Source organism: Jeotgalibaca porci (genome assembly GCF_011299095.1).
Lineage (GTDB): Bacteria > Bacillota > Bacilli > Lactobacillales > Aerococcaceae > Jeotgalibaca > Jeotgalibaca porci.
Window position 1 is genome coordinate 87,870 of the sequence record NZ_CP049889.1, and the last position, 19,755, is coordinate 107,624.

16 protein-coding genes and 1 pseudogene are annotated in these 19,755 nt (G+C 42.6%); 16 read left to right on the forward strand and 1 reads right to left on the reverse strand.

The annotated features are described in order from the left end of the window. Positions 1-56 precede the first annotated feature (56 nt). The 9 genes from rimP (at position 57) to G7058_RS00620 (ending at position 12,990) form a co-directional block, all read left to right on the forward strand. On the forward strand, positions 57-530 hold the full coding sequence (rimP, locus tag G7058_RS00580; protein WP_166061733.1) for a ribosome maturation factor RimP: 474 nt from the start codon (positions 57-59) through the stop codon (positions 528-530). A 25-nt stretch (positions 531-555) separates the two neighbouring features. Next, positions 556-1,797: a transcription termination factor NusA gene (gene nusA, locus G7058_RS00585; RefSeq protein WP_166061734.1), complete on the forward strand. Its 1,242-nt coding sequence runs from the start codon at positions 556-558 to the stop codon at positions 1,795-1,797. 13 nt (positions 1,798-1,810) lie between these two features. After that, positions 1,811-2,095 (forward strand): RNase P modulator RnpM, encoded by a 285-nt coding sequence (rnpM, locus tag G7058_RS00590; protein ID WP_166061735.1) that lies wholly within the window; start codon positions 1,811-1,813, stop codon positions 2,093-2,095. After that, positions 2,095-2,412: a L7Ae/L30e/S12e/Gadd45 family ribosomal protein gene (locus tag G7058_RS00595; protein WP_166061736.1), complete on the forward strand. Its 318-nt coding sequence runs from the start codon at positions 2,095-2,097 to the stop codon at positions 2,410-2,412. The genes rnpM and G7058_RS00595 overlap by 1 nt, the downstream gene beginning before the upstream one ends. 13 nt (positions 2,413-2,425) lie before the next feature. Continuing rightward, positions 2,426-4,663, forward strand: coding sequence for a translation initiation factor IF-2 (gene infB / locus G7058_RS00600; RefSeq protein ID WP_166061737.1), 2,238 nt, complete (start codon positions 2,426-2,428; stop codon positions 4,661-4,663). A 26-nt stretch (positions 4,664-4,689) separates the two neighbouring features. Then, positions 4,690-5,046, forward strand: coding sequence for a 30S ribosome-binding factor RbfA (gene rbfA, locus G7058_RS00605; RefSeq protein ID WP_166061738.1), 357 nt, complete (start codon positions 4,690-4,692; stop codon positions 5,044-5,046). 117 nt (positions 5,047-5,163) lie between these two features. Then, positions 5,164-8,739 carry a PD-(D/E)XK nuclease family protein gene (locus G7058_RS00610; RefSeq protein WP_166061739.1) on the forward strand — a complete coding sequence of 1,192 codons (3,576 nt, stop codon included), beginning with the start codon at positions 5,164-5,166 and terminating at the stop codon, positions 8,737-8,739. Continuing rightward, on the forward strand, positions 8,739-12,518 hold the full coding sequence (gene addA / locus G7058_RS00615; RefSeq protein ID WP_166061740.1) for a helicase-exonuclease AddAB subunit AddA: 3,780 nt from the start codon (positions 8,739-8,741) through the stop codon (positions 12,516-12,518). The genes G7058_RS00610 and addA overlap by 1 nt, the downstream gene beginning before the upstream one ends. Before the next feature lie 238 nt (positions 12,519-12,756). Next, entirely contained in the window at positions 12,757-12,990 is a 234-nt protein-coding gene (locus G7058_RS00620; RefSeq protein WP_227004456.1) for a topoisomerase C-terminal repeat-containing protein, read from the forward strand. Between the two features lie 53 nt (positions 12,991-13,043). Here G7058_RS00620 and G7058_RS00625 read toward each other — a convergent pair whose 3' ends face one another. Beyond that, positions 13,044-13,283 (reverse strand): hypothetical protein, encoded by a 240-nt coding sequence (locus tag G7058_RS00625; protein WP_166061741.1) that lies wholly within the window; start codon positions 13,281-13,283, stop codon positions 13,044-13,046. Positions 13,284-13,532: 249 nt separating this feature from the next. Here G7058_RS00625 and G7058_RS00630 point away from each other — a divergent pair, with 249 nt between their 5' ends. The 7 genes and pseudogenes from G7058_RS00630 (at position 13,533) to arsD (G7058_RS00655) (ending at position 19,748) form a co-directional block, all read left to right on the forward strand. Then, on the forward strand, positions 13,533-13,907 hold the full coding sequence (locus G7058_RS00630) for an ArsR/SmtB family transcription factor (RefSeq protein WP_193567962.1): 375 nt from the start codon (positions 13,533-13,535) through the stop codon (positions 13,905-13,907). Positions 13,908-13,921: 14 nt separating this feature from the next. Next, positions 13,922-14,533, forward strand: coding sequence for a CadD family cadmium resistance transporter (locus tag G7058_RS00635; protein ID WP_166061742.1), 612 nt, complete (start codon positions 13,922-13,924; stop codon positions 14,531-14,533). Between the two features lie 40 nt (positions 14,534-14,573). Further along, positions 14,574-14,714, forward strand: a pseudogene (locus tag G7058_RS12080) (cation transporter); the annotation flags it as partial. A gap of 114 nt (positions 14,715-14,828) precedes the next feature. Then, positions 14,829-17,033 carry a heavy metal translocating P-type ATPase gene (locus tag G7058_RS00640; RefSeq protein WP_227004513.1) on the forward strand — a complete coding sequence of 735 codons (2,205 nt, stop codon included), beginning with the start codon at positions 14,829-14,831 and terminating at the stop codon, positions 17,031-17,033. Between the two features lie 250 nt (positions 17,034-17,283). Next, entirely contained in the window at positions 17,284-17,622 is a 339-nt protein-coding gene (arsD, locus tag G7058_RS00645; RefSeq protein WP_319593435.1) for an arsenite efflux transporter metallochaperone ArsD, read from the forward strand. A 19-nt stretch (positions 17,623-17,641) separates the two neighbouring features. Further along, positions 17,642-19,381, forward strand: coding sequence for an arsenical pump-driving ATPase (arsA, locus tag G7058_RS00650; protein ID WP_166061745.1), 1,740 nt, complete (start codon positions 17,642-17,644; stop codon positions 19,379-19,381). 25 nt (positions 19,382-19,406) lie between these two features. Next, a complete protein-coding gene (gene arsD, locus G7058_RS00655; RefSeq protein ID WP_076768042.1) occupies positions 19,407-19,748 on the forward strand; it encodes an arsenite efflux transporter metallochaperone ArsD in 342 nt (113 codons plus the stop codon). Positions 19,749-19,755 lie beyond the last annotated feature (7 nt).

Sequence of the window (19,755 nt, forward strand, 5' to 3'; positions counted from 1 at the left end):
TTAACGCATATGACCAGAATTTAGGTAGATATGTACATATTAAAGGGAGGGTTTTTGTGAGCCGAGTAATTGATATTGTAAAAGAAGTAGTCTCACCAATCGTTGACAGTCAGAATTTCGAACTAGTAGACATTGAATTTTTGAAAGAAGGCAAAAATTGGTTTTTACGTGTATACATTGACAAACCAGGCGGAATTGACATAGAAGAATGTGCTTGGGTAAGTGAACAGTTGAGTGAAAAAATGGATGAATTGGAGACTGATCCAATTCCGCAAGCCTATTTCTTGGAAGTATCCTCACCGGGAGCCGAGCGCCCTTTGAAAACAGAAGAAGATTATTTGAAGGCGATTGGTAGTTACGTCCATCTGTCTTATTATCAAGCCATTGAAGGCGAAAAATTCCATGAAGGTACGTTACTATCCGTTTCGGATGATACCGTCGAATTAGAATTTATGATTAAAACACGTAAAAAAGTAATTGCCATTCCTCGCGATAAAGTAGCTAAAGCGCGCTTGGCGATTAAATTTTAAAGACTAGCAAGGAGTGAGTAAAAGAATGAACAAAGAGATGCTGACTGCTCTTGATATTTTAGAAAAAGAAAAAGGTATTTCCAAAGAAATTGTTACAAGTGCTTTGGAAGCTGCCCTTGTATCTGCTTATAAGCGTAACTACGGTCAAGCGCAAAACGTTGAAGTTCTTTTTGATACAAAAACAGGCGATATTCATGTCTATTCCGTAAAAGAAGTTGTTGAAATGGTATTCGACTCAACTCTGGAAGTAAGCCTTGAAGAAGCTCTAGCAATCAATAAAGCTTATGAACTAGATGACAAGATCCGTTTTGAAGTAACACCAAAAGACTTCGGTCGTATTGCTGCACAAACAGCAAAACAAGTTATTATGCAACGTATCCGTGAAGCTGAACGCAGTATCATCTATGATGAGTTCATTGCATACGAAAATGATATCTTAAACGGTGTCGTTGAACGTCAAGATTCACGTTATATCTACGTAAACCTTGGAAAGATTGAAGCAGTTTTAGCGAAGCAAGAGCAAATTCCTGGTGAAGTATACGAAGCACATGACCGTATCAAAGTGTATGTGACGAAAGTTGAGAACACTTCAAAAGGCCCGCAAGTCTATGTAAGTAGAAGCCATCCGGATCTATTGAAACGTTTATTCGAACAAGAAATACCTGAAATTTATGATGGTGTTGTCGAAATCGTTTCGATTGCCAGAGAAGCAGGCGACCGTTCGAAAGTTGCTGTACGCTCACGCGACGAAAACATTGATCCAGTTGGAACGTGTGTTGGTCCTCGTGGTCAACGTGTACAAGCAATTGTTAACGAACTACGCGGAGAAAATATGGATATTGTTGAGTGGAATGAAGATCCTGCAACTTATATTGGAAATGCTTTGAACCCTGCACAAGTGATTCAAGTTGATTTCCATCCTGAAAACAATAGCTGTACGGTTGTTGTTCCTGACTATCAATTGTCATTAGCAATTGGTAAAAAAGGTCAAAATGCACGTTTAGCTGCTAAATTAACAGGTTTCAAGATTGATATTAAATCAGAAACAGATTACCACCGTATGTTAATCGCTTCTGACTTGGCTGTGGAAGAAACGGAAGAATTCATCGAGGAACTTGAAGAAGCGACAGAAGCTGAACAAATTCTAGAAATGGACGAAATCGGAGAAAACATTTTGGATGCAGATGAAGTTGAGGAATTGATTTCTGAAGTTGAACTTGATCCTGAACAAGACTACAGTGAATTGTTGGAAGAATCTGAACAATAAGAGGTGACAACTGGTGAAGAAGAAAAAAATACCTATGCGTCGTTGTATTGTTTCCAACGAAATGAAACCGAAGAAAGAAATGTTGCGCATTGTTAAGACACCAGAAGGAGAACTTGCAATTGATCCGACTGGTAAGAAAAATGGTCGCGGGGCATATGTCTCAATGGAACCTGAATTGGTTGAAAAGGCACAGAAAAATCGTGCGTTTGACAAACAATTCGATATGGTCGTAGAAGAATCTTTTTACAAAGAACTTTACGATTATGTGGCTCACCAGAAAGCTAGGAGTTTATTATAATGACGCCACAAGATAAGCAATTAAATTTGCTAGGTATGGCTGTTAGAGCCGGAAGATTAATCACCGGCGAAGAATTAACAGTTAAAGCCATTCAAAGAAATGAAGCAAAACTTGTTGTTGTTGCGAGCGATGCGAGTGACAATACAAGAGAAAAGCTAACCAACAAGTGTAAGTATTATAATGTTCCGCTAGATATTGCATTTACTGCTGATGATATTAGTGCAGCAATCGGAAAAAGCCGTTCGATTTGTGCCTTTACTGATAAAGGTTTTGCAAAAAGTTATCTTAAATTGAAAGGAACGAATAATATGGAATAGGTAGGTGAGGACAGTGGGGACGAAAAAAGTCTACGAATTTGCGAAAGAGCATAATGTTTCTAGTAAAGAACTTATGCAAAAAGCGAAAGATGTTGGAATTAACTTTCAAAGCCATATGTCAATAATGGGAGATGAGGATATTAATAAGATGAATAAAGCAATGAATAATAACAATGGAGCGCAAGGGAATAAAACGACTAAACCTGCTCAAGGGCAAGGTACTCCAAAACCAAAACAAACGAACCGTCCAACGACTTCTCAAGCGCCAGCTAAGAAGACTGCTGGAGAAGCAACGACTTCAACGACGAACACAAATCGTTCAGCAAGTAAGCCAGCTGCTAACCGTGGTCCACAAGGGCAAGGCCAAAACAGAACACAAGGTGGCGGATACAAAGGTAACAACAAAGGCGGCTTTAACAAACGCGGTAACCGTAACAACCGTAATAAGAACCGTACGCCAAAAGCACCGGTTCCACAAAGAAAATTCCGTGAATTACCAGAAGTATTTGTTTATACAGAAGGTATGAACATTCAGGATGTTGCTAAGAAACTTCACCGTGAGCCAGCAGAAATCATCAAAAAATTGTTTATGATGGGAATTGTTGCAACACAAAACCAACCACTTGACTCTGAAACGCTTGAACTAATCGCAACCGATTACGGAATCGACTCAGAAGAAAAAGTAGAAGTTGATATCTCAGACTTGTTAGTGCATTTTGAGAGTGAAAGTGATGAAGAAGAATCAGTAACACGTCCACCAGTTGTAACAATCATGGGACACGTTGACCATGGTAAAACAACATTGCTGGATTCCTTACGCAATACAAAAGTAAGCTTGAGTGAAGCGGGCGGTATTACGCAACATATTGGTGCATACCAAGTTCAAGTAGACGGCAAGCCAATTACATTCTTGGATACTCCTGGTCACGCGGCGTTTACGACAATGCGTGCACGTGGGGCAGACATTACTGATATTACAATTATTGTTGTTGCAGCTGATGACGGGGTAATGCCTCAAACAGTTGAAGCAATCAACCATGCGAAAGCAGCGGATGTTCCAATTATTGTTGCAGTGAACAAAATTGACAAACCAACTGCGAATCCTGAACGTGTTATGCAAGAATTAACTGAATACGGGCTAATCCCTGAAGCTTGGGGCGGCGAAACTATTTTTGTTAATATCTCTGCTAAATTTGGTGAGGGTATCGAAGAATTGTTGGAAATGATTGTGTTGGTTTCTGAAGTTCAAGAACTGAAAGCAAACCCTAATCGTTTGGCTGTTGGTAGTGTAATTGAAGCACGTCTTGACAAATCGAAAGGTCCTATTTCAACGCTTCTTGTCCAACAAGGAACACTGAAAATCGGTGATCCAATCGTAGTCGGAAACACATTCGGTCGTGTTCGGGTTATGCTGAACGATCAAGGACGTCGTGTTAAAGTTGCGACACCATCTACACCTGTTGAAATTACGGGATTAAACGAAGCACCACAAGCTGGTGATTTGTTTGCTGTATTCGAAGACGAAAAAACAGCTCGTTCTGTTGGTGAAGAAAGAGCATCACGTGCACAACAAGAGTCACGTTCGAAACAAAACCGCGTTACAATTGATAACTTGTTCTCAAGCTTGAGCGAGGGCGACTTGAAAGAAGTTGCTGTTATCATCAAAGGTGACGTACAAGGTTCTGTTGAAGCTTTGGCAGGAAGTCTACAAAAAATTGAAGTGGAAGGCGTACGCGTTCGTATCATCCACTCAGCAGTAGGTGCGATTAACGAAAGTGACGTTACACTTGCAGCAGCAAGTAATGCGATCATGATTGGTTTCAACGTACGTGCAACACCGCAAGCTCAAGTACAAGCAGATCAAGAAAACGTAGATATTCGTCTACACCGTATTATCTATAACGCAATCGACGAAATCGAAACAGCGATGAAAGGGATGCTTGACCCTGAGTACGAAGAAAAAATCACAGGACAAGTTCAAATCCGTGAAACATTTACAGTTTCTAAAGTTGGTACAATCGGTGGTGGATTCGTTATTGACGGAGTCATCAAACGTAGCAGTCAAGTCCGCGTTATTCGTGATAACATTGTTATCTACGATGGCGAATTGGCAAGCTTGAAACGCTTCAAAGATGACGTTCGTGAAGTTAAGAACGGTTTTGAATGTGGTTTGATGGTTGAAAACTATAATGATATCCGCGTTGACGATGTGATTGAAGCATATGAAATGGTTGAAATCGTTAGAAAATAATCCGTTTTGTATAGGAGTGAATAAACATGGCTAACTACAGAGCTGGAAGAATTAAACAAGAAATTCTTCGCGAAGTGAATGACATTTTAAATAAAAATGTTAAAGACCCACGTGTCCAAGATGTTACATTAACGGACGCAGAAGTTACTGGAGATTTACAAATTGCAACGTTGTACTACAGTACATTAAGTGATTTAGCCAGTGAACGTCAAAAAGTGCAACAAGGTTTGGAAAAAGCGACAGGGATTGTTCGTAAAGAATTGGGCTCACGCTTATCCGTATACCGCACACCTGAAATCATTTTCAAACGTGATGAATCAATCGATTACGGTAACCGTATCGAAGAATTAATCCGGAAAATGAAAGAAGAAGAACTAGACTAAACATCTAAATATCAAATGGTTCACATCGTCCCAACTGGGATTGTGTGAACCATTTTTTTCGTGCCGGATATGCTAAAATATAAGATAGAGACAACGAGATGAAGGAGGTTGGTATATGTGAGTCTACAATTTATAATTGGTCCCCAAACTGCAAATAAACGAGACGCTTATATTACAGATATCAAAAATACAATGGAACAAAAGCCAAATGCCAAGTTTTTTATTATTGTTCCCGAACATGCCAAATTCGAAGGTGAAACAACCATACTAAACGACTTATGGCAGCGAGAAAAAAATCCAAATCAGACTTTCATGGGTTCGATTAATCTGCAAGTATTCAGTTTTAGCCGGTTGGCTTGGTACTTCTTGAAAGATAAGCAAATCTATCAGCATAAGCAACTGAGTGATGCGGGAATGGCGATGCTTCTGCGGAAGATACTTTTAGACAATCGCGAAGAACTCATTCTATTTCGTAAAGAAGTTGATAAAAAAGGATTTATTGAGCAGCTAATTACATTATTCAAAGAATTTTCTTCAGGCAATATCAGTGCCGAAGATTTACAACAGACCCTGGAAAGTAAGGATACCTCGGTTAAGTTCTTTGATCAAAAGACCAAAATTTCAGAGTTGACGCTTTTGTATCAGATTTTTATTAAAGAGATGGATAAGAATAATTACATTCGACCCGAAACAATCCAAGAAGAAATGATTAAAGAAATCTACCAGAATGATTTGACGGATACGTATATTTACATTGATGGCTATTATCATTTCTCAGCACGTGAGAAAGAACTGATCGGGGCCTTTTTAGAAAAGGCCGAAAAGGTTAGCATTGTTATGGATTTAGATAAAGGTTATCCCGATGCACCACCTGAAATGCACCAACTATTTTATATTGCCGGTAGAACATATCATGAGTTATATCAATTCGCACGAAGAAATAACGTGAAAATAGCAATCGATAAAATTGTCACAGCTACTGATGATGGCTACCATACAAATATGGTGGAATTAGACCGCTATTGGGTTGCGACGACATCTGGAGCGAGAAATAATCGCTTTGAAGTACCAACCGGGAGCCAGATGGAGAAAACGATTGAGGTGTGGTCGTGTGATAACATGCAGACAGAGATATTCCATATTGGTAATAAAATCAATCAGCTTGTTAAAAACGAAGGTTATCGTTACAAAGACTTTATTATTTTGGCGCGAAGAGTAGAAGATTATGAGACAATTCTAAAGCCTTTATTTAATCGTGCCGAGTTACCAGTATTCTACGACAAAGCTGAAGAGATGCGGCATCACCCGTTTACCGATTTCATTGATACGTTATTCCGTATCCGAATGAACTATTGGCGCTATTCTGATATCATGCGTTTGTTACGGACTGAGCTGCTTCTGCCCCAGAACACAGAAGAATCGGTTACAGTATTCAGAGACACCGTTGATAAAACAGAAAATATTTTGTTGGCGTATGGTTTTGAAGGGAATGCCTGGTTCGGCAAAGACGACTGGAAAGCCCACGTTTTTGAAGAGGACGAAGGAAGAGTAACCGTCGATACAGTTGATCCATTTAAAGATGCAAATGAAATTAAGTATTTCTTACAAGGCGCTTTATTACCCCTCTATAAAAAAGTAGCTACTGTCAAGACGGGAAGGGAAGCAGCGACATTACTGTATTCCTTTTTAGTGGAGCAAGGTGTAGACAAGCAACTTATTCGTTGGCGAGATGAAGCTATTGAATCCGATAATCTGGAAAAGGCGCGCCAACAGGAACAGCTGTGGCAAATGTTTAATACAATTCTAGATGAATATGTTGAGACACTGGGTGACTTGCCATTTAACGAGGAAATGTTCCATGATATTTTGATGACCGGGTTCGAAAATGCCACCTACAGTATCGTGCCGCCAACACTTGACGAAGTGATTTTTTCGAGTATCGAAGGGGCGCGGTTCCAACCGAATAAAATTGTCTTTATCATCGGTGCGACGCAGGATAACTTACCGCGTGCGTACGAAAATAAATCGCTACTGACTGAAGAAGAACGCGAATTAATCCAAGTTAATTTGGGCGATCAAGTAAACAAGCACTTGAATTTATCTATTTCAGAATCGACTTCACGGGAACCCTACATTGCTTATCAAGCTTTCTTGGCAGGAACAGATCGGTTGTACGTTACCTATCCGTTAAGTATTGACGGTAACAAGCGTATTTCCAAGTTATCGCCGTATGTGGCACGCATTGCCTCAGAAATGGCGGTACCGATTCAACATCGTGCCGCGAATGTGACGGAGGCACACCACCCGATTAACTTTGTTGGGACCAAAGGCCAAAATATCGGCCAATTGGTGCAACTCTTAAGAGAGCAGTTCGGAAGTAAAACTAAAATGCCTTTATTGTGGCGCTATATCTTGTCTTATTTGTATAAAGATCCAAGTGTGAACGCGCACATGACTTATGTCTTTAGCAGTCTGAAGCATAAGAATATTCCGGCACAACTGACACCTGAAATTGCGGAAGCATTATATGGGAAGAATTTGTACCTGTCTGTTTCTCAGTTAGAAAGCTACTATTTGGATTCTTACAGTCATTTCCTGAAGTATGGACTGAAATTAAAAGAACGCCAAAAATACGAACTGAATAATGCCGGTACCGGTGAATTCTATCATGAAGCACTCGAATACGTCGTCAAAGAAATACGCGGAGCAGAAGCGCTAAATGAAAAAGAAATCGCGCAACTGACAACAAATATATTAGAGAAATTATTTGGTTCTTATAAGTATGAAATCTTGTCCAGTTCGAATCGCATGTTATTTGTTCGCGAGCAGTTATCCGACACGATTCAACGGATGTCAACTGTTATCAGTAAGCAAAGAAAACAAACAACAATTGAAAACATTCAGACTGAAGCGGTTTTCGGCGTTTCCAGCGGCGAGAAGATGCTCCAAGGGATTCAATTCCCCTTAAAAGGCGGACGCTCCATCAATATCCGCGGTAAAATAGACCGGATTGATCGCATCGCGACAGCGGATAAGCAATTTCTCTCGATTCTGGACTACAAATCAAGTAAGCATAGCTTCGATTTCTCGGAAGCATATTATGGATTGGCCATGCAAATGATTACCTATCTAGACGTCGCAATGATTAATGCGACACAGTTAGTGCAAGCCGACGCAAACCCAGCAGGCGCGTTTTATTTACATGTCCAAAATCCTTTCTTAAAAGTACTAAACAAACCAAACGAAGAGGAACTGACAGAAGCTTTATTGGCTAATAGTAAGCTAAAAGGCCTCCTGGTTGCTGACAAAGAAATCACAGAACAAATGGATCCAAACGTAGAAGCCGGAGAAAGTTCTTTAGTATTACCATTCAAGTACAAGAGAGATGGACAATTCGGCAAAATAGCCGATTTAGTCGCTCCTGATGAATTGGATTTGTTGATTCTTAATAACCGCCGTCGCATTGTTGAAGCAGGTGAGAATATCCTGTCCGGTGAACTCCAAATGAACCCGGTTAAAGACAAGTTATTTATTCCGACCGTTCAAGGACCGTACCGTGCTATTTCACAATTTGATGGGACCTTAAAAGAAAATAGATACCGTCGCATTGAAAAGTTAACGAAAGAAACAGTTTTACAACGTCTGCGTGACGAACTGATTCTACCTGAAGATGAAGAGGAGGAGACGACATAATGGCCATGATACCGCCAAAAACAGCAAATGACCGCTTTACTGATGAACAGTGGCAAGCAATTTACCAAACCGGCGATAATTTACTTGTTGCTGCTTCTGCAGGTTCAGGTAAAACGACAGTATTAGTTCAACGCATTATTGAAAAAATTAAGAACGGCGTCAACGTTGATGAACTCCTCGTTGTTACCTTTACAGAATCAGCCGCCGTTGAAATGAAAGAACGGATAGCTGTTGCGATTCAAAAAGCAATTAATCAAGCAGTGGACGATGATCAATACCGCCACTTACTACGTCAAACGACGTTACTGCCACAAGCAAATATTAGTACCATTCATGCTTTCTGTTTGAAAGTGATTCAACGCTTTTTCTATCTAATTGATGTAGATCCGGTGTTTCGCATTATGGCCGATACGATTGAAGTCGAGATGCTAAAAGAGGATGTCTGGGAAGATTTAAAAGAGGAACTATATGCTGATCTTGGAACCGACTTCCGCCGATTGGCCAAAGCCTATTCCGGTGATCGGAACGATGATGGTATTAAAGACTTGGTATTCTCACTCTATAACTTCTCCCGAGCAAACCCTGATCCGGCTTTATGGCTGGATAACATGGGACAGTTGTACGATGTCGCAGACGGGCTTGAACAAAGTAAGCTATTCCAGACATTGTTAAAACCGCAAATTGAAGAAGAGCTAATGGGTATTTTATATGATTGTTCCCAAGCGATTCATCTAGGTGGCGAAGCAGAAGGAACAAGCGTTCAAAGGGAGTTACTTGAAGCTGAAAAGAATAACATCGAGTCTGTATACGAGGCCATCAGACAAAATGACTATCAAGTTGCTTTTGAAAAAATCAGTACGCTGACTTTCAAGACCTGGCGTGGTGCAACTAAGAAAAATGAAGAGTACAAAGAAACGATTATTCGAATGAAAGATATCCGTGACAAATATAAAAAAGCAACGCTACAATTGCGTGATAATCTATTTGTCCGTTCAAAAGCGGAACACGAAACAATCATTTCGGAAACAAAGCCTTATGTTGATGAAATGGCACGTGTAACCAAACTGTTTACTAAAGCATATTGGGAGAAAAAATTAGCTGGCAATACGTTGGACTTCAACGACTTAGAGCATTTAACCTTAGAAATTCTGATGCCGCTGATTGATGGTAAACGTGAAGCTAGCGAGGCAAGTCGCTACTTTCAAGAAAAATTCGAGGAAGTCTTGATTGATGAGTATCAGGATGTGAATCAGCTGCAAGAAAGTATTCTCTATGGCGTGACACGTCATCATCCCGCTACTGAAAACCTCTTTATGGTGGGGGATGTGAAGCAATCCATTTATGCTTTCCGTCTCGCTGATCCGGGTTTATTCTTACGGAAATACCAAGACTTTGGACAAGATATCGCCGGTAAACGTATTATTTTGGCGGAGAATTTTCGTTCCCGCAGTGATGTCATAGATTTTACCAACTTTATCTTCCGCCAGTTGATGGACGTGCAAGTCGGACAAATGGCTTATGACAGTCTGGCTGAATTAAAACTAGGGAATAAGAATTTTCCCGCGACTACAAGCTGTCAGACTGAAGTCATGATTTATTTGAAAGGCGAAGGGGAGTCTGATTCCAAGAACGACTCTGACTTAACGATGCAAGCCGATCCGGAAACTATCATGGAAATCGATGACAAAGCAACAGGGGAAATTACCATGGTTGCTCAAAAGATTCGGAACCTCATGGATGAAAAAGGCAAAATGTACGATAAAGAGACAAAAGCCTCACGTCTCATTACGTACAAAGATATCGTTCTATTGACACCTACTAAAAAGAATAACTTACTCATTTTAGAAACGTTCAAAGAATACGGTATTCCAGTAATCTTGAGTGATTCACAAAGCTTTTTCCAACGAACAGAAATTGCGACGATTTTATCTGTTTTGAAGATTATTGATAACCCGCGTCAGGATATCCCATTGGCCGCTGTACTGCGTTCGCCGATAGTAGGGATGAACGAACGCCAGCTTGCATCTATTCGCTTGAAGGAGCCAAATAAGCCGTATTATGATGCTGTGATGTCTTATCTAGTGACTGAACAGAAAAATCCGAATCACGAAGAACAGGAGACATTAGAGAAGCTCACACGTTTCAACTCCTTACTCACGCATTGGCGCAATTTTGCGAAGCAGGAGAACCTCGTGAATTTAATTTGGCAAATTTATAATGATACTCATTTCTTGGATTATGTCGGAGGGATGTCTTCAGGTAAGCAAAGAGTAGCTAACTTACATGCTTTTTACGAGCGTGCACAAAAATTTGAAGCGACAAACTTCAAAGGACTATTTCAGTTCATTCGTTTCATCGAGCGCATCCAAGACCGTGATCAAGATTTAGCGGAACCCACGACGTTTAGCGAAGACGAAGATGCGGTTCGCATTATGACGATTCATGCCAGTAAAGGGTTGGAATTTCCGATTGTGTTCGTAATGGATATGTCCAAACGCTTTAATAAAAAGGACATTCAAGGAAAGTATGTTTTCTCAGAAAAGTATGGAATTGGAACAGATTATTTTGATGTTACGAATCGTCTGCAATACACGTCATTACCACGTGTGGCTCTCGCTAATGAAAAAGAAAGAAATCTGTTGGCTGAAGAAATGCGAAAGCTCTATGTCGCGTTGACGCGAGCCGAACAAAAGCTTTATTTAGTAGGGACCTATGACACCGAAGAAAAGATGTGGCAAGAATGGTCAGCGGTGGATGATAGTTCTGAAATTGTTATGCCAAACCACTTACGTCTCCACGCGAATAACATGATGAAATGGGTAGGCTTGGCTCTCTACCGTCATCACAGTATCAACCCTGATTCGCTGTCAAAAGAGTATAGAGGGGAACTAGCTGTTGATCCGGTAGCCTTTACAGTCAGCTTTCACAGCGACGCCGACATTTTAGGAAACATTCTCACGGTGGATGTCGAAGAAGAGCAGGATGTGGATGGTACTATCAAAGTACTGGCTGATTTAGAATCCAGCCAAGCTATTACGAATGATTACAAACTTGCTAAAAAACTAATGGAAACAACATATCCGCATGAAGCAGCGACCGCCACAACGAGCTATCAGTCAGTTTCAGAAATCAAGCGGTTGTTCGAAGACCCTGATAACGCACAGCTCCTACAGTTAACGCTAGAAGGAAAAACACGGACAGGGCGTTATGTTGAACCAGATTTCCCCCGGCCCGCCTTCTTACAAGAAGTAAGACAGCCAACGAGTGCAGAAGTAGGGACAGCGGTCCATTATGTGATGCAACAAGTGGACTTAAAACGTGAAATTACCGATGCAACGATTGAGGAAATGATTCTTCAGTTAGTTGCGAACGGAGCGATTGAGGAGAACGTCGTTAAGCGAATTGACGCTACAGTTATTAGTGGTTTCTTTGCGACCGAATTAGGTAAATTAATTCAGGAAAAGGCAGACTTGGTCTCACGTGAAGTTCCATTTACGATGCTAATGAAGGCAGGAAACCTGTTTGAATATATTTCCAAGGATTCGGACGATAACTTACTCATCCACGGTATTATCGATGGCTTCATCGAGTTTGAGGATCATATTATCCTGTTCGACTTTAAAACCGACTATGTCGGCAACCAAGTCGATAAAATTATTAACAAATACCGCGGCCAAATGATTGTCTACCGCGAAGCATTAGAGCAAATCAAGAATAAAAAAGTGACAGAGACTTACCTGTGTTTGCTAAATACGCAGGAGAATGTCATTATTGAGTAAAAAAGTTAGTATCGGGTTAGCGGTATTAGTTCTCGAAACATGTAATTTTTTTGATAGATGGAATATTACTTATAAGGGATGGAATAGCTAAATAATACCTCCTCTATCATTACTTCAATACATAGAATAATTCCATCAAAATAATGCAAAAAGAGGCCGATTTAAAGCCTCTTTTTGTTACGTTGAAAAAAGCGAGACAGACACAGTCATAGGTGTGTGTCCGCAATGCCAGAAGAATGTGCTAGATAAAGGGAAATTCTATGGTTGCACGGGTTACCGTGAGGGGTGTACCTTTACACTGCCTAAAAAATGGAGTGGGAAGACCTTCACGAAGAAGAATATAAAGGATTTGTTGCTCAAACAAGAAACCAGCCTCATAAAAGGATTTAAGAGTAAAAAAGGCACGCCTTTCAACGCCAAATTGAAGTTGGTTAATAATAAATTAGCCTTTGATTTTCCCAATCCGAAATAAACCCTCCTGGTATTCGCTTGAATAAAACGCTATTCAATCAATAGAAGCAGCTTTTAAGTATAAAACTCGATATTTCGTATCTCATCATAGTGAACGTTTTGGTTCTTTATATAAACACCCAGCGAGTCGGATTTTTTAATCGATCCGATGATATCTTCCTGATAGAAGCCGTCGCCATCGACGGCTTCTATTTGTATGGCAACTTCTCTATGTGTTTGAATGGCTTCATGCAGAATATAGTAGATTTCAGTTGTCCGCATGCGGTTTTTTTGATGAAGTCCACGGTGTGGCAATTGACTGAATTGTTTTTCTTTCTGTGGTTGTAAGGAATACTAGCCGATAAATATCAAAAACTTTTTCCAAAAAATTAATAACTACTATGATTTCATACTTTGAACTTTAGAAGATTTACAATAGAAGGGTCGTAATTTTTAGAAGAAAATCTGAATTAATGCGTAAATGCGACTCCAATAATATAGAAAAACAAGAGAGAATGTGCTACACTTAATTCAAACGAACATTTGAATGAAAGGGGTGTAAAGATGAAAAATATAGATTTGGACGTTTGTAAAACGACGATTATTCATGCAGAAAAAGTTGACCAGGTTCAAACGGAACTGAAAGATAAAGATTTTGCGGATTTATTAGTATTGAGCAAGTGTCTAGGGGATTCTTCAAGGATAAAGATTTTATATGCACTCGCTACTTATAAAGAGATGTGCGTATGCGATTTAGCCGCAATCATTAATGCCAGTATGGCGTCAACTTCTCACCACTTGCGCTTCTTGAAGAAAAACGGTGTCACAGTATCGTATCAAGAAGGGAAGATGGTTTACTATTCGCTGGCCAACGAAGAAATAGTGACTTTTATTCGCTCGGTCTTAAGAGTGGGAGAAGACTTGCAACTTATATCTTAGATGGGAGCGCACCTATGTTACAAACAATTATATCTGCCCTTGCGGTTTATGTTTCTACCAGTATTGATTATCTCCTGATCCTCATGATTATCTTCTCTCAAAGCAGCACGAAGGGGAAGATGAATGGAATCATTGGGGGACAATACCTGGGAACGGGAATGCTCGTTGCGTTCAGTTTATTTGCAGCTTATGTTTTGAACCTCATTCCTGAAGACTGGATTATTGGTTTGTTGGGATTGATTCCACTGTACTTAGGAATTCGGATTGCTTTCAAGGGAGAGCAGGATGAAGATGAAGAGGAAGTGCTTGAAAAAATGGAAGCAGGAGGGGGAAACCGATTATTTTGGACGGTAGCCCTGATTACCGTGGCTTCCGGTGGTGACAATCTAGGTATTTATATCCCTTACTTTACATCACTAACTGGAATTGAAATTGGTGTAGCGTTAATTGTTTTCGCCATCTCTGTGGCGATCCTTTGCTATATCAGTTACAGATTATCAAAAATTACCTTGATATCAGAAACAATCGAGAAGTATCAGCGGGTGATAGTCTCGCTGGTTTTTATTGGATTAGGAATTTACATTATGATGGAAAATGGCACCATTCAAACCCTGTTGGGATTATAGAGAAAGCCATTCAAACTAATATTCAATAAGGAGAGACGCAATGGACGAGAACAAGAAACAACACGAATGGATCCTCGATGGGATCGATTGCGCTAATTGTGCTAATAAAGTAGAAAGAGGCGTTGCGAAGGTGGCAGGTGTGGCCAACAGCAACGTGAACTACATGACCCAAACCTTGAGCTTCGAGGTGACTGGGGAAAGGGAAGACCAAATCCTCTCCCAAGTGAAACAGAAAGTGAATAAGCTGGAGCCCGACGTGATCCTGAAAAACAAGGCCGACGGCCGCCTACTCAAGCTGGATACTGAAGCCAGCAAGGCTACCCAGCCAAAAGAGGACGAAAAACACTACGAATGGATCCTCGACGGGATCGACTGCGCCAACTGTGCGAGCAAGGTCGAAAGAGGCGTGGCTCAGGTAGCAGGTGTGGCCAACAGCAATGTGAACTTCATGACGCAGACCTTGAGCTTTGAGGTGACGAATGAGAAGAAAGACCAAATCCTCTCCCAAGTGAAACAGAAAGTGAACACGTTGGAGCCAGATGTGGTCCTGAAGAACAAGGCCGACGGTACATTGATTGCAATGAGCACGAAGACAGCCGAGTCGGAATCAGCAGCTGCTGAAGCGGTAGAGCGGGATAATAGGGAAGACGGGGAAGAAAATGAACTGAGGACAGCCGTCATTCGCTTGGTACTCGGCTTCTCCCTTATGCTGGCCGGAATATTCCTGCCACTTCCAGGAGTTCTTCCCGTTATCCTGTTCGTTATTGCCTACCTGATTTCCGGCTATGATGTCGTCTGGCGTGCAGTCCGGAACATATTCCGCGGACAAGTCTTTGACGAGAACTTCCTGATGACAATTGCGACGCTGGCTGCCTTCTATGTACAGGAATATCCGGAGGCCGTCGCGGTCATGCTCTTCTATCAGGTAGGGGAAGTGTTCCAGGATGTCGCCCTTTCGAAGTCCCGCCGCTCGATTGCGGACCTGATGGATATCCGTCCCGATTACGCGAACCTGGATACGGGAAACGGGATTGTGAAGGTCGCACCGGAATCCATCCAGGTGGGTGATATCATTCTGGTTCGCCCGGGTGAGAAAGTACCGTTGGACGGGAAAATCGTGGAGGGAACCTCCGCGATGGATACGTCCGCTTTGACCGGGGAATCGGTTCCGCGGAGCGTGAACCCGGGTGACTCCGTCCTGAGTGGTTTTATCAACCGCAATGGGGTGCTGAAAGTAGTGGTGGAGAAGCCCTTTGCGGAATCCACCGTTAAGAAGATTTTGGACTTGGTCGAGAACGCCAGCGGCCGGAAGGCGCCGACCGAGCAGTTTATCACCAAATTTGCGCGCTACTATACGCCCGTCGTCGTGGTCGCCGCACTCCTGTTGGCGGTTGTGCCACCCTTGGTACTCCCGGGAGCGACGTTCGATGAATGGATCTACCGGGCAGCGATCTTCTTGGTTATTTCCTGCCCCTGTGCCCTGGTCGTCTCCATTCCCGTCGGTTTTTTCGGCGGAATTGGCGCTTCTTCAAGAAAAGGGATCCTCGTGAAGGGCAGCAACTACTTGGAAGCCCTGAACGACTTGAAGTACGTGGTGATGGACAAGACCGGTACCTTGACAAAAGGGAAGTTCGAGATTACCGCGATTGAGCCCAAGCTGGGGGTCAGTCCAGAAGATTTGATTGAAGTGGCAGCCCATGCCGAGGCCCATTCCAGCCACCCGATTGCCGATTCTATCAAGGAAAGATATGGCCAAGCAATCCAGGAAGAACGAATCACTGCCTATAACGAAATCTCCGGACACGGAATCCAAGCGACCATTGACGGCAAAGAAGTGTTGGCGGGAAATGCCCGTCTGATGGAAAAATTCGCGGTGAACTTCGAAGAAGTATCTGAAATCGGAACCATTGTGTACCTGGCTGTGGAAGGTGAGTACGCCGGTTCCCTCCTGATTGCGGACGCCATCAAGGAAGACGCCGCAGCCGCTATCGCCACCATGAAGAAGCTGGGAATCGAACACATCATCATGCTCACTGGTGACGCCCAGTCTGTAGGTGAGGCAGTAGCCAAGAAACTGGGAATCTCAGAGGTCTACAGCGAACTGTTGCCGCAAGACAAGGTGACGAAATTCGAGGAGATCCTCGTGCGAAAAGGGAAGAAGGAGAAAGTCGCCTTCGTCGGGGATGGAATCAACGATACCCCGGTCCTGGCCCGCTCTGATATCGGCTTCGCCATGGGTGGCCTGGGGTCCGACGCAGCCATTGAGGCCGCTGACGTGGTGATCATGGACGACAAACCCTCCAAGATTGGGACGGCCATGCAGGTGGCCAAGGATACCCGTCGCATTGTTTGGCAAAACATCTTCTTCGCCCTTGGGGTGAAAGGCTTGTTCCTCATTCTGGGTGCTTTTGGGGTGGCTTCGATGTGGGAAGCGGTCTTTGCGGATGTGGGGGTCACCGTGATTGCCGTCATCAATGCCATGCGAATCCTCAATAAATAGAATTAGTAAAAGGGAACTTCTTGTGATAAGAGAAGTTCCCTTTTCATTCTCTCCAGCCTTTTTTTAGGCAGGTATCCAGGTCAAGTGTACTTAAAAAGATTCCTCCAAGCTTTCATATAGTTTTACTATTCAATGTATTGACACAAGATAGATAAACTTCTATATTATACATAGATGACTTTCTATGTATAGAAGTAGATAGTAAAAAGGAGATAATATGATGAATAAACTGGAATTATTTGAGCCGGCCATGTGTTGTAACACCGGGGTGTGCGGGCCTTCCGTGAAAGAAGACCTATTGGTGATGACGTCCGCTATTCAAGCCCTGAATACAGTTGAAGGCTACGAGGCAATTCGGTACAACCTGTCGAGCAGCCCGCAAGAATTTGTTAATAATGCAACCGTGACAACCATTTTGCAAGAAGAATTGGCCGATGCGTTGCCGATCACATTGGTGAATGGGGAAGTAAAGAAAAAAGGCGCTTATCCTACTTTAGATGAGATTTCGACATTCATGGGAATTCAATTCGTCATGGCAGGATCAGCTGACGGTAGCTGTTGCGGCGGAGCTGACTCCGACTGCTGTTAAAAGGAAGGAACGATGATAGATGGAACATTATTCACCAATAGTAAGTGACTTAACAAAATACTTATTCTTTACGGGGAAGGGCGGGGTTGGAAAGACTTCAACCGCCTGCGCGACAGCGGTCGCACTGGCTGACAGTGGCAAGCGCGTGATGCTAGTCAGTACAGACCCTGCCAGTAACTTACAAGATGTGTTTGGCCGGGAACTGACCAATAAAGGAACGGTAATCGAAGAAGTACCAGGGTTGCATGTGGCCAATTTTGATCCCATTACAGCAGCTCAGGAATACATGGAGTCCGTCGTTGGCCCTTATCGGGGAATGTTGCCGGAATCTGCCATTGCCAATATGGAGGAGCAACTCATGGGCTCTTGTACCGTGGAAATTGCCTCCTTTAACGAGTTTGCTGGCTTTTTGACCAACCCTGAAGTCGAACAGAAATTTGATTTCATTCTCTTTGATACCGCACCAACAGGCCACACGTTGCGGATGCTGCAGTTACCGTCTGCATGGAATAACTTTCTAGATGAGAACACCACTGGTGTATCTTGCATGGGACAACTTTCCGGTTTAGGTGATCAGAAGGAGAGCTACGAACGGGCGGTCAAAACGCTAGCCGATAAAACAAAAACAACCTTGCTTTTAGTCACTCGGCCACAAGAAGGGCCGATTATGGAGGCGGAACGCGCTTCTAATGAGCTAAAAGAATTGGGTGTTCTTAACCAACGACTCATCGTCAATGGCGTGTTGGAAAAGCCAACCGATGCCGTTTCGCAAAAGTTTGCAGACGAGCAGCAAGAAGCCTTAAGCAATATGCCCGCCAGCTTGAAGCAACTTCCAGCTACACAGATTCCTTTGCGTTCCTTTAACGTGACTGGCCTTGAAAACCTGCGTTCGCTCTTAAAAGAAGAACAAGTCATTACCGCTCCTACAAGCCTGCAAAACGAAACTTACCCGGCCCTCAGACAGGTTGTCGATGATTTGGTGCGTACAAATAAACGTGTGGTCTTCACGATGGGCAAAGGCGGGGTTGGAAAAACAACGATTGCCGCTACCATCGCCCTTGGACTGGCGGAAAAAGGCAAGAAAGTCCACTTGGCCACAACCGATCCTGCTGCCCACTTGGGCTATATCATTCAAGAATCGGACGCGATCAAAATGAGCCGAATTGACGAAAAGCAAGAACTAGCCGATTATCAAGAAGAAGTGCTGACGAAGGCCCGCCAAACGATGTCACCAGAAGACTTGGCCTACGTGGAAGAAGATTTGCGCTCCCCATGTACTCAGGAAATAGCCGTTTTCAGACGTTTCGCTGACATTGTAGCAACTGTTGACGCCGATGTGGTCGTCATTGACACCGCACCTACGGGACATACCTTATTGCTGTTGGATTCATCCCAAAGTTACGCCAAAGAAGTGGAACGGACTTCAGGAGAGGTGCCGGAATCGGTACGCCAGTTGTTGCCAGTGTTGCAAGACCCACAGCAAACGGAAGTGGTGATGGTCACACTGCCTGAAAATACGCCAGTATACGAATCGCTTCGATTAAAGGAAGACTTAGACCGAGCAAACATTGCGCATACGTGGTGGGTGGTAAATAACAGCATGTTATCAACCGGAACCACCAATGAATTGCTGCTAGCCCGGGCTCAAAACGAACAAAAATGGATCCAAAAAGTAGCTGAAGTATCAAACAACCACTTTGCGGTTGTGGAGTGGAGTTCGGTAGAACTCAAAGGGGAAGCTTTGGCGACCATACTATAGTCTTTTATGAAAGGAAATAAAAAAAATGGAGAAATTAGCGATTTATGAACCAGCATTGTGTTGCAGCACCGGTGTATGCGGCCCTTCTGTGGATGAAAACTTGATTCGCATCACTGCTGTCATGCAACACGTTCGGAAAGTAGAAGGAAAGCAAATGGTCCGTTACAATCTAAGTGCAAATCCAAATTCTTTTATTCGCAATGAAGCCGTTCAGCAAGTGCTTCAGGAAAAAGGAATAGACGGTTTGCCAGTGACTGTTTTGAATAACGATACCATAGTGAAAGTCGGAGATTATCCAACTAACCAGGAGATTGCTGATTGGTTAGGTGTATCCTTAGAAAAAACAACGGCCTCTACCGTAAAGTAGAAAGGAG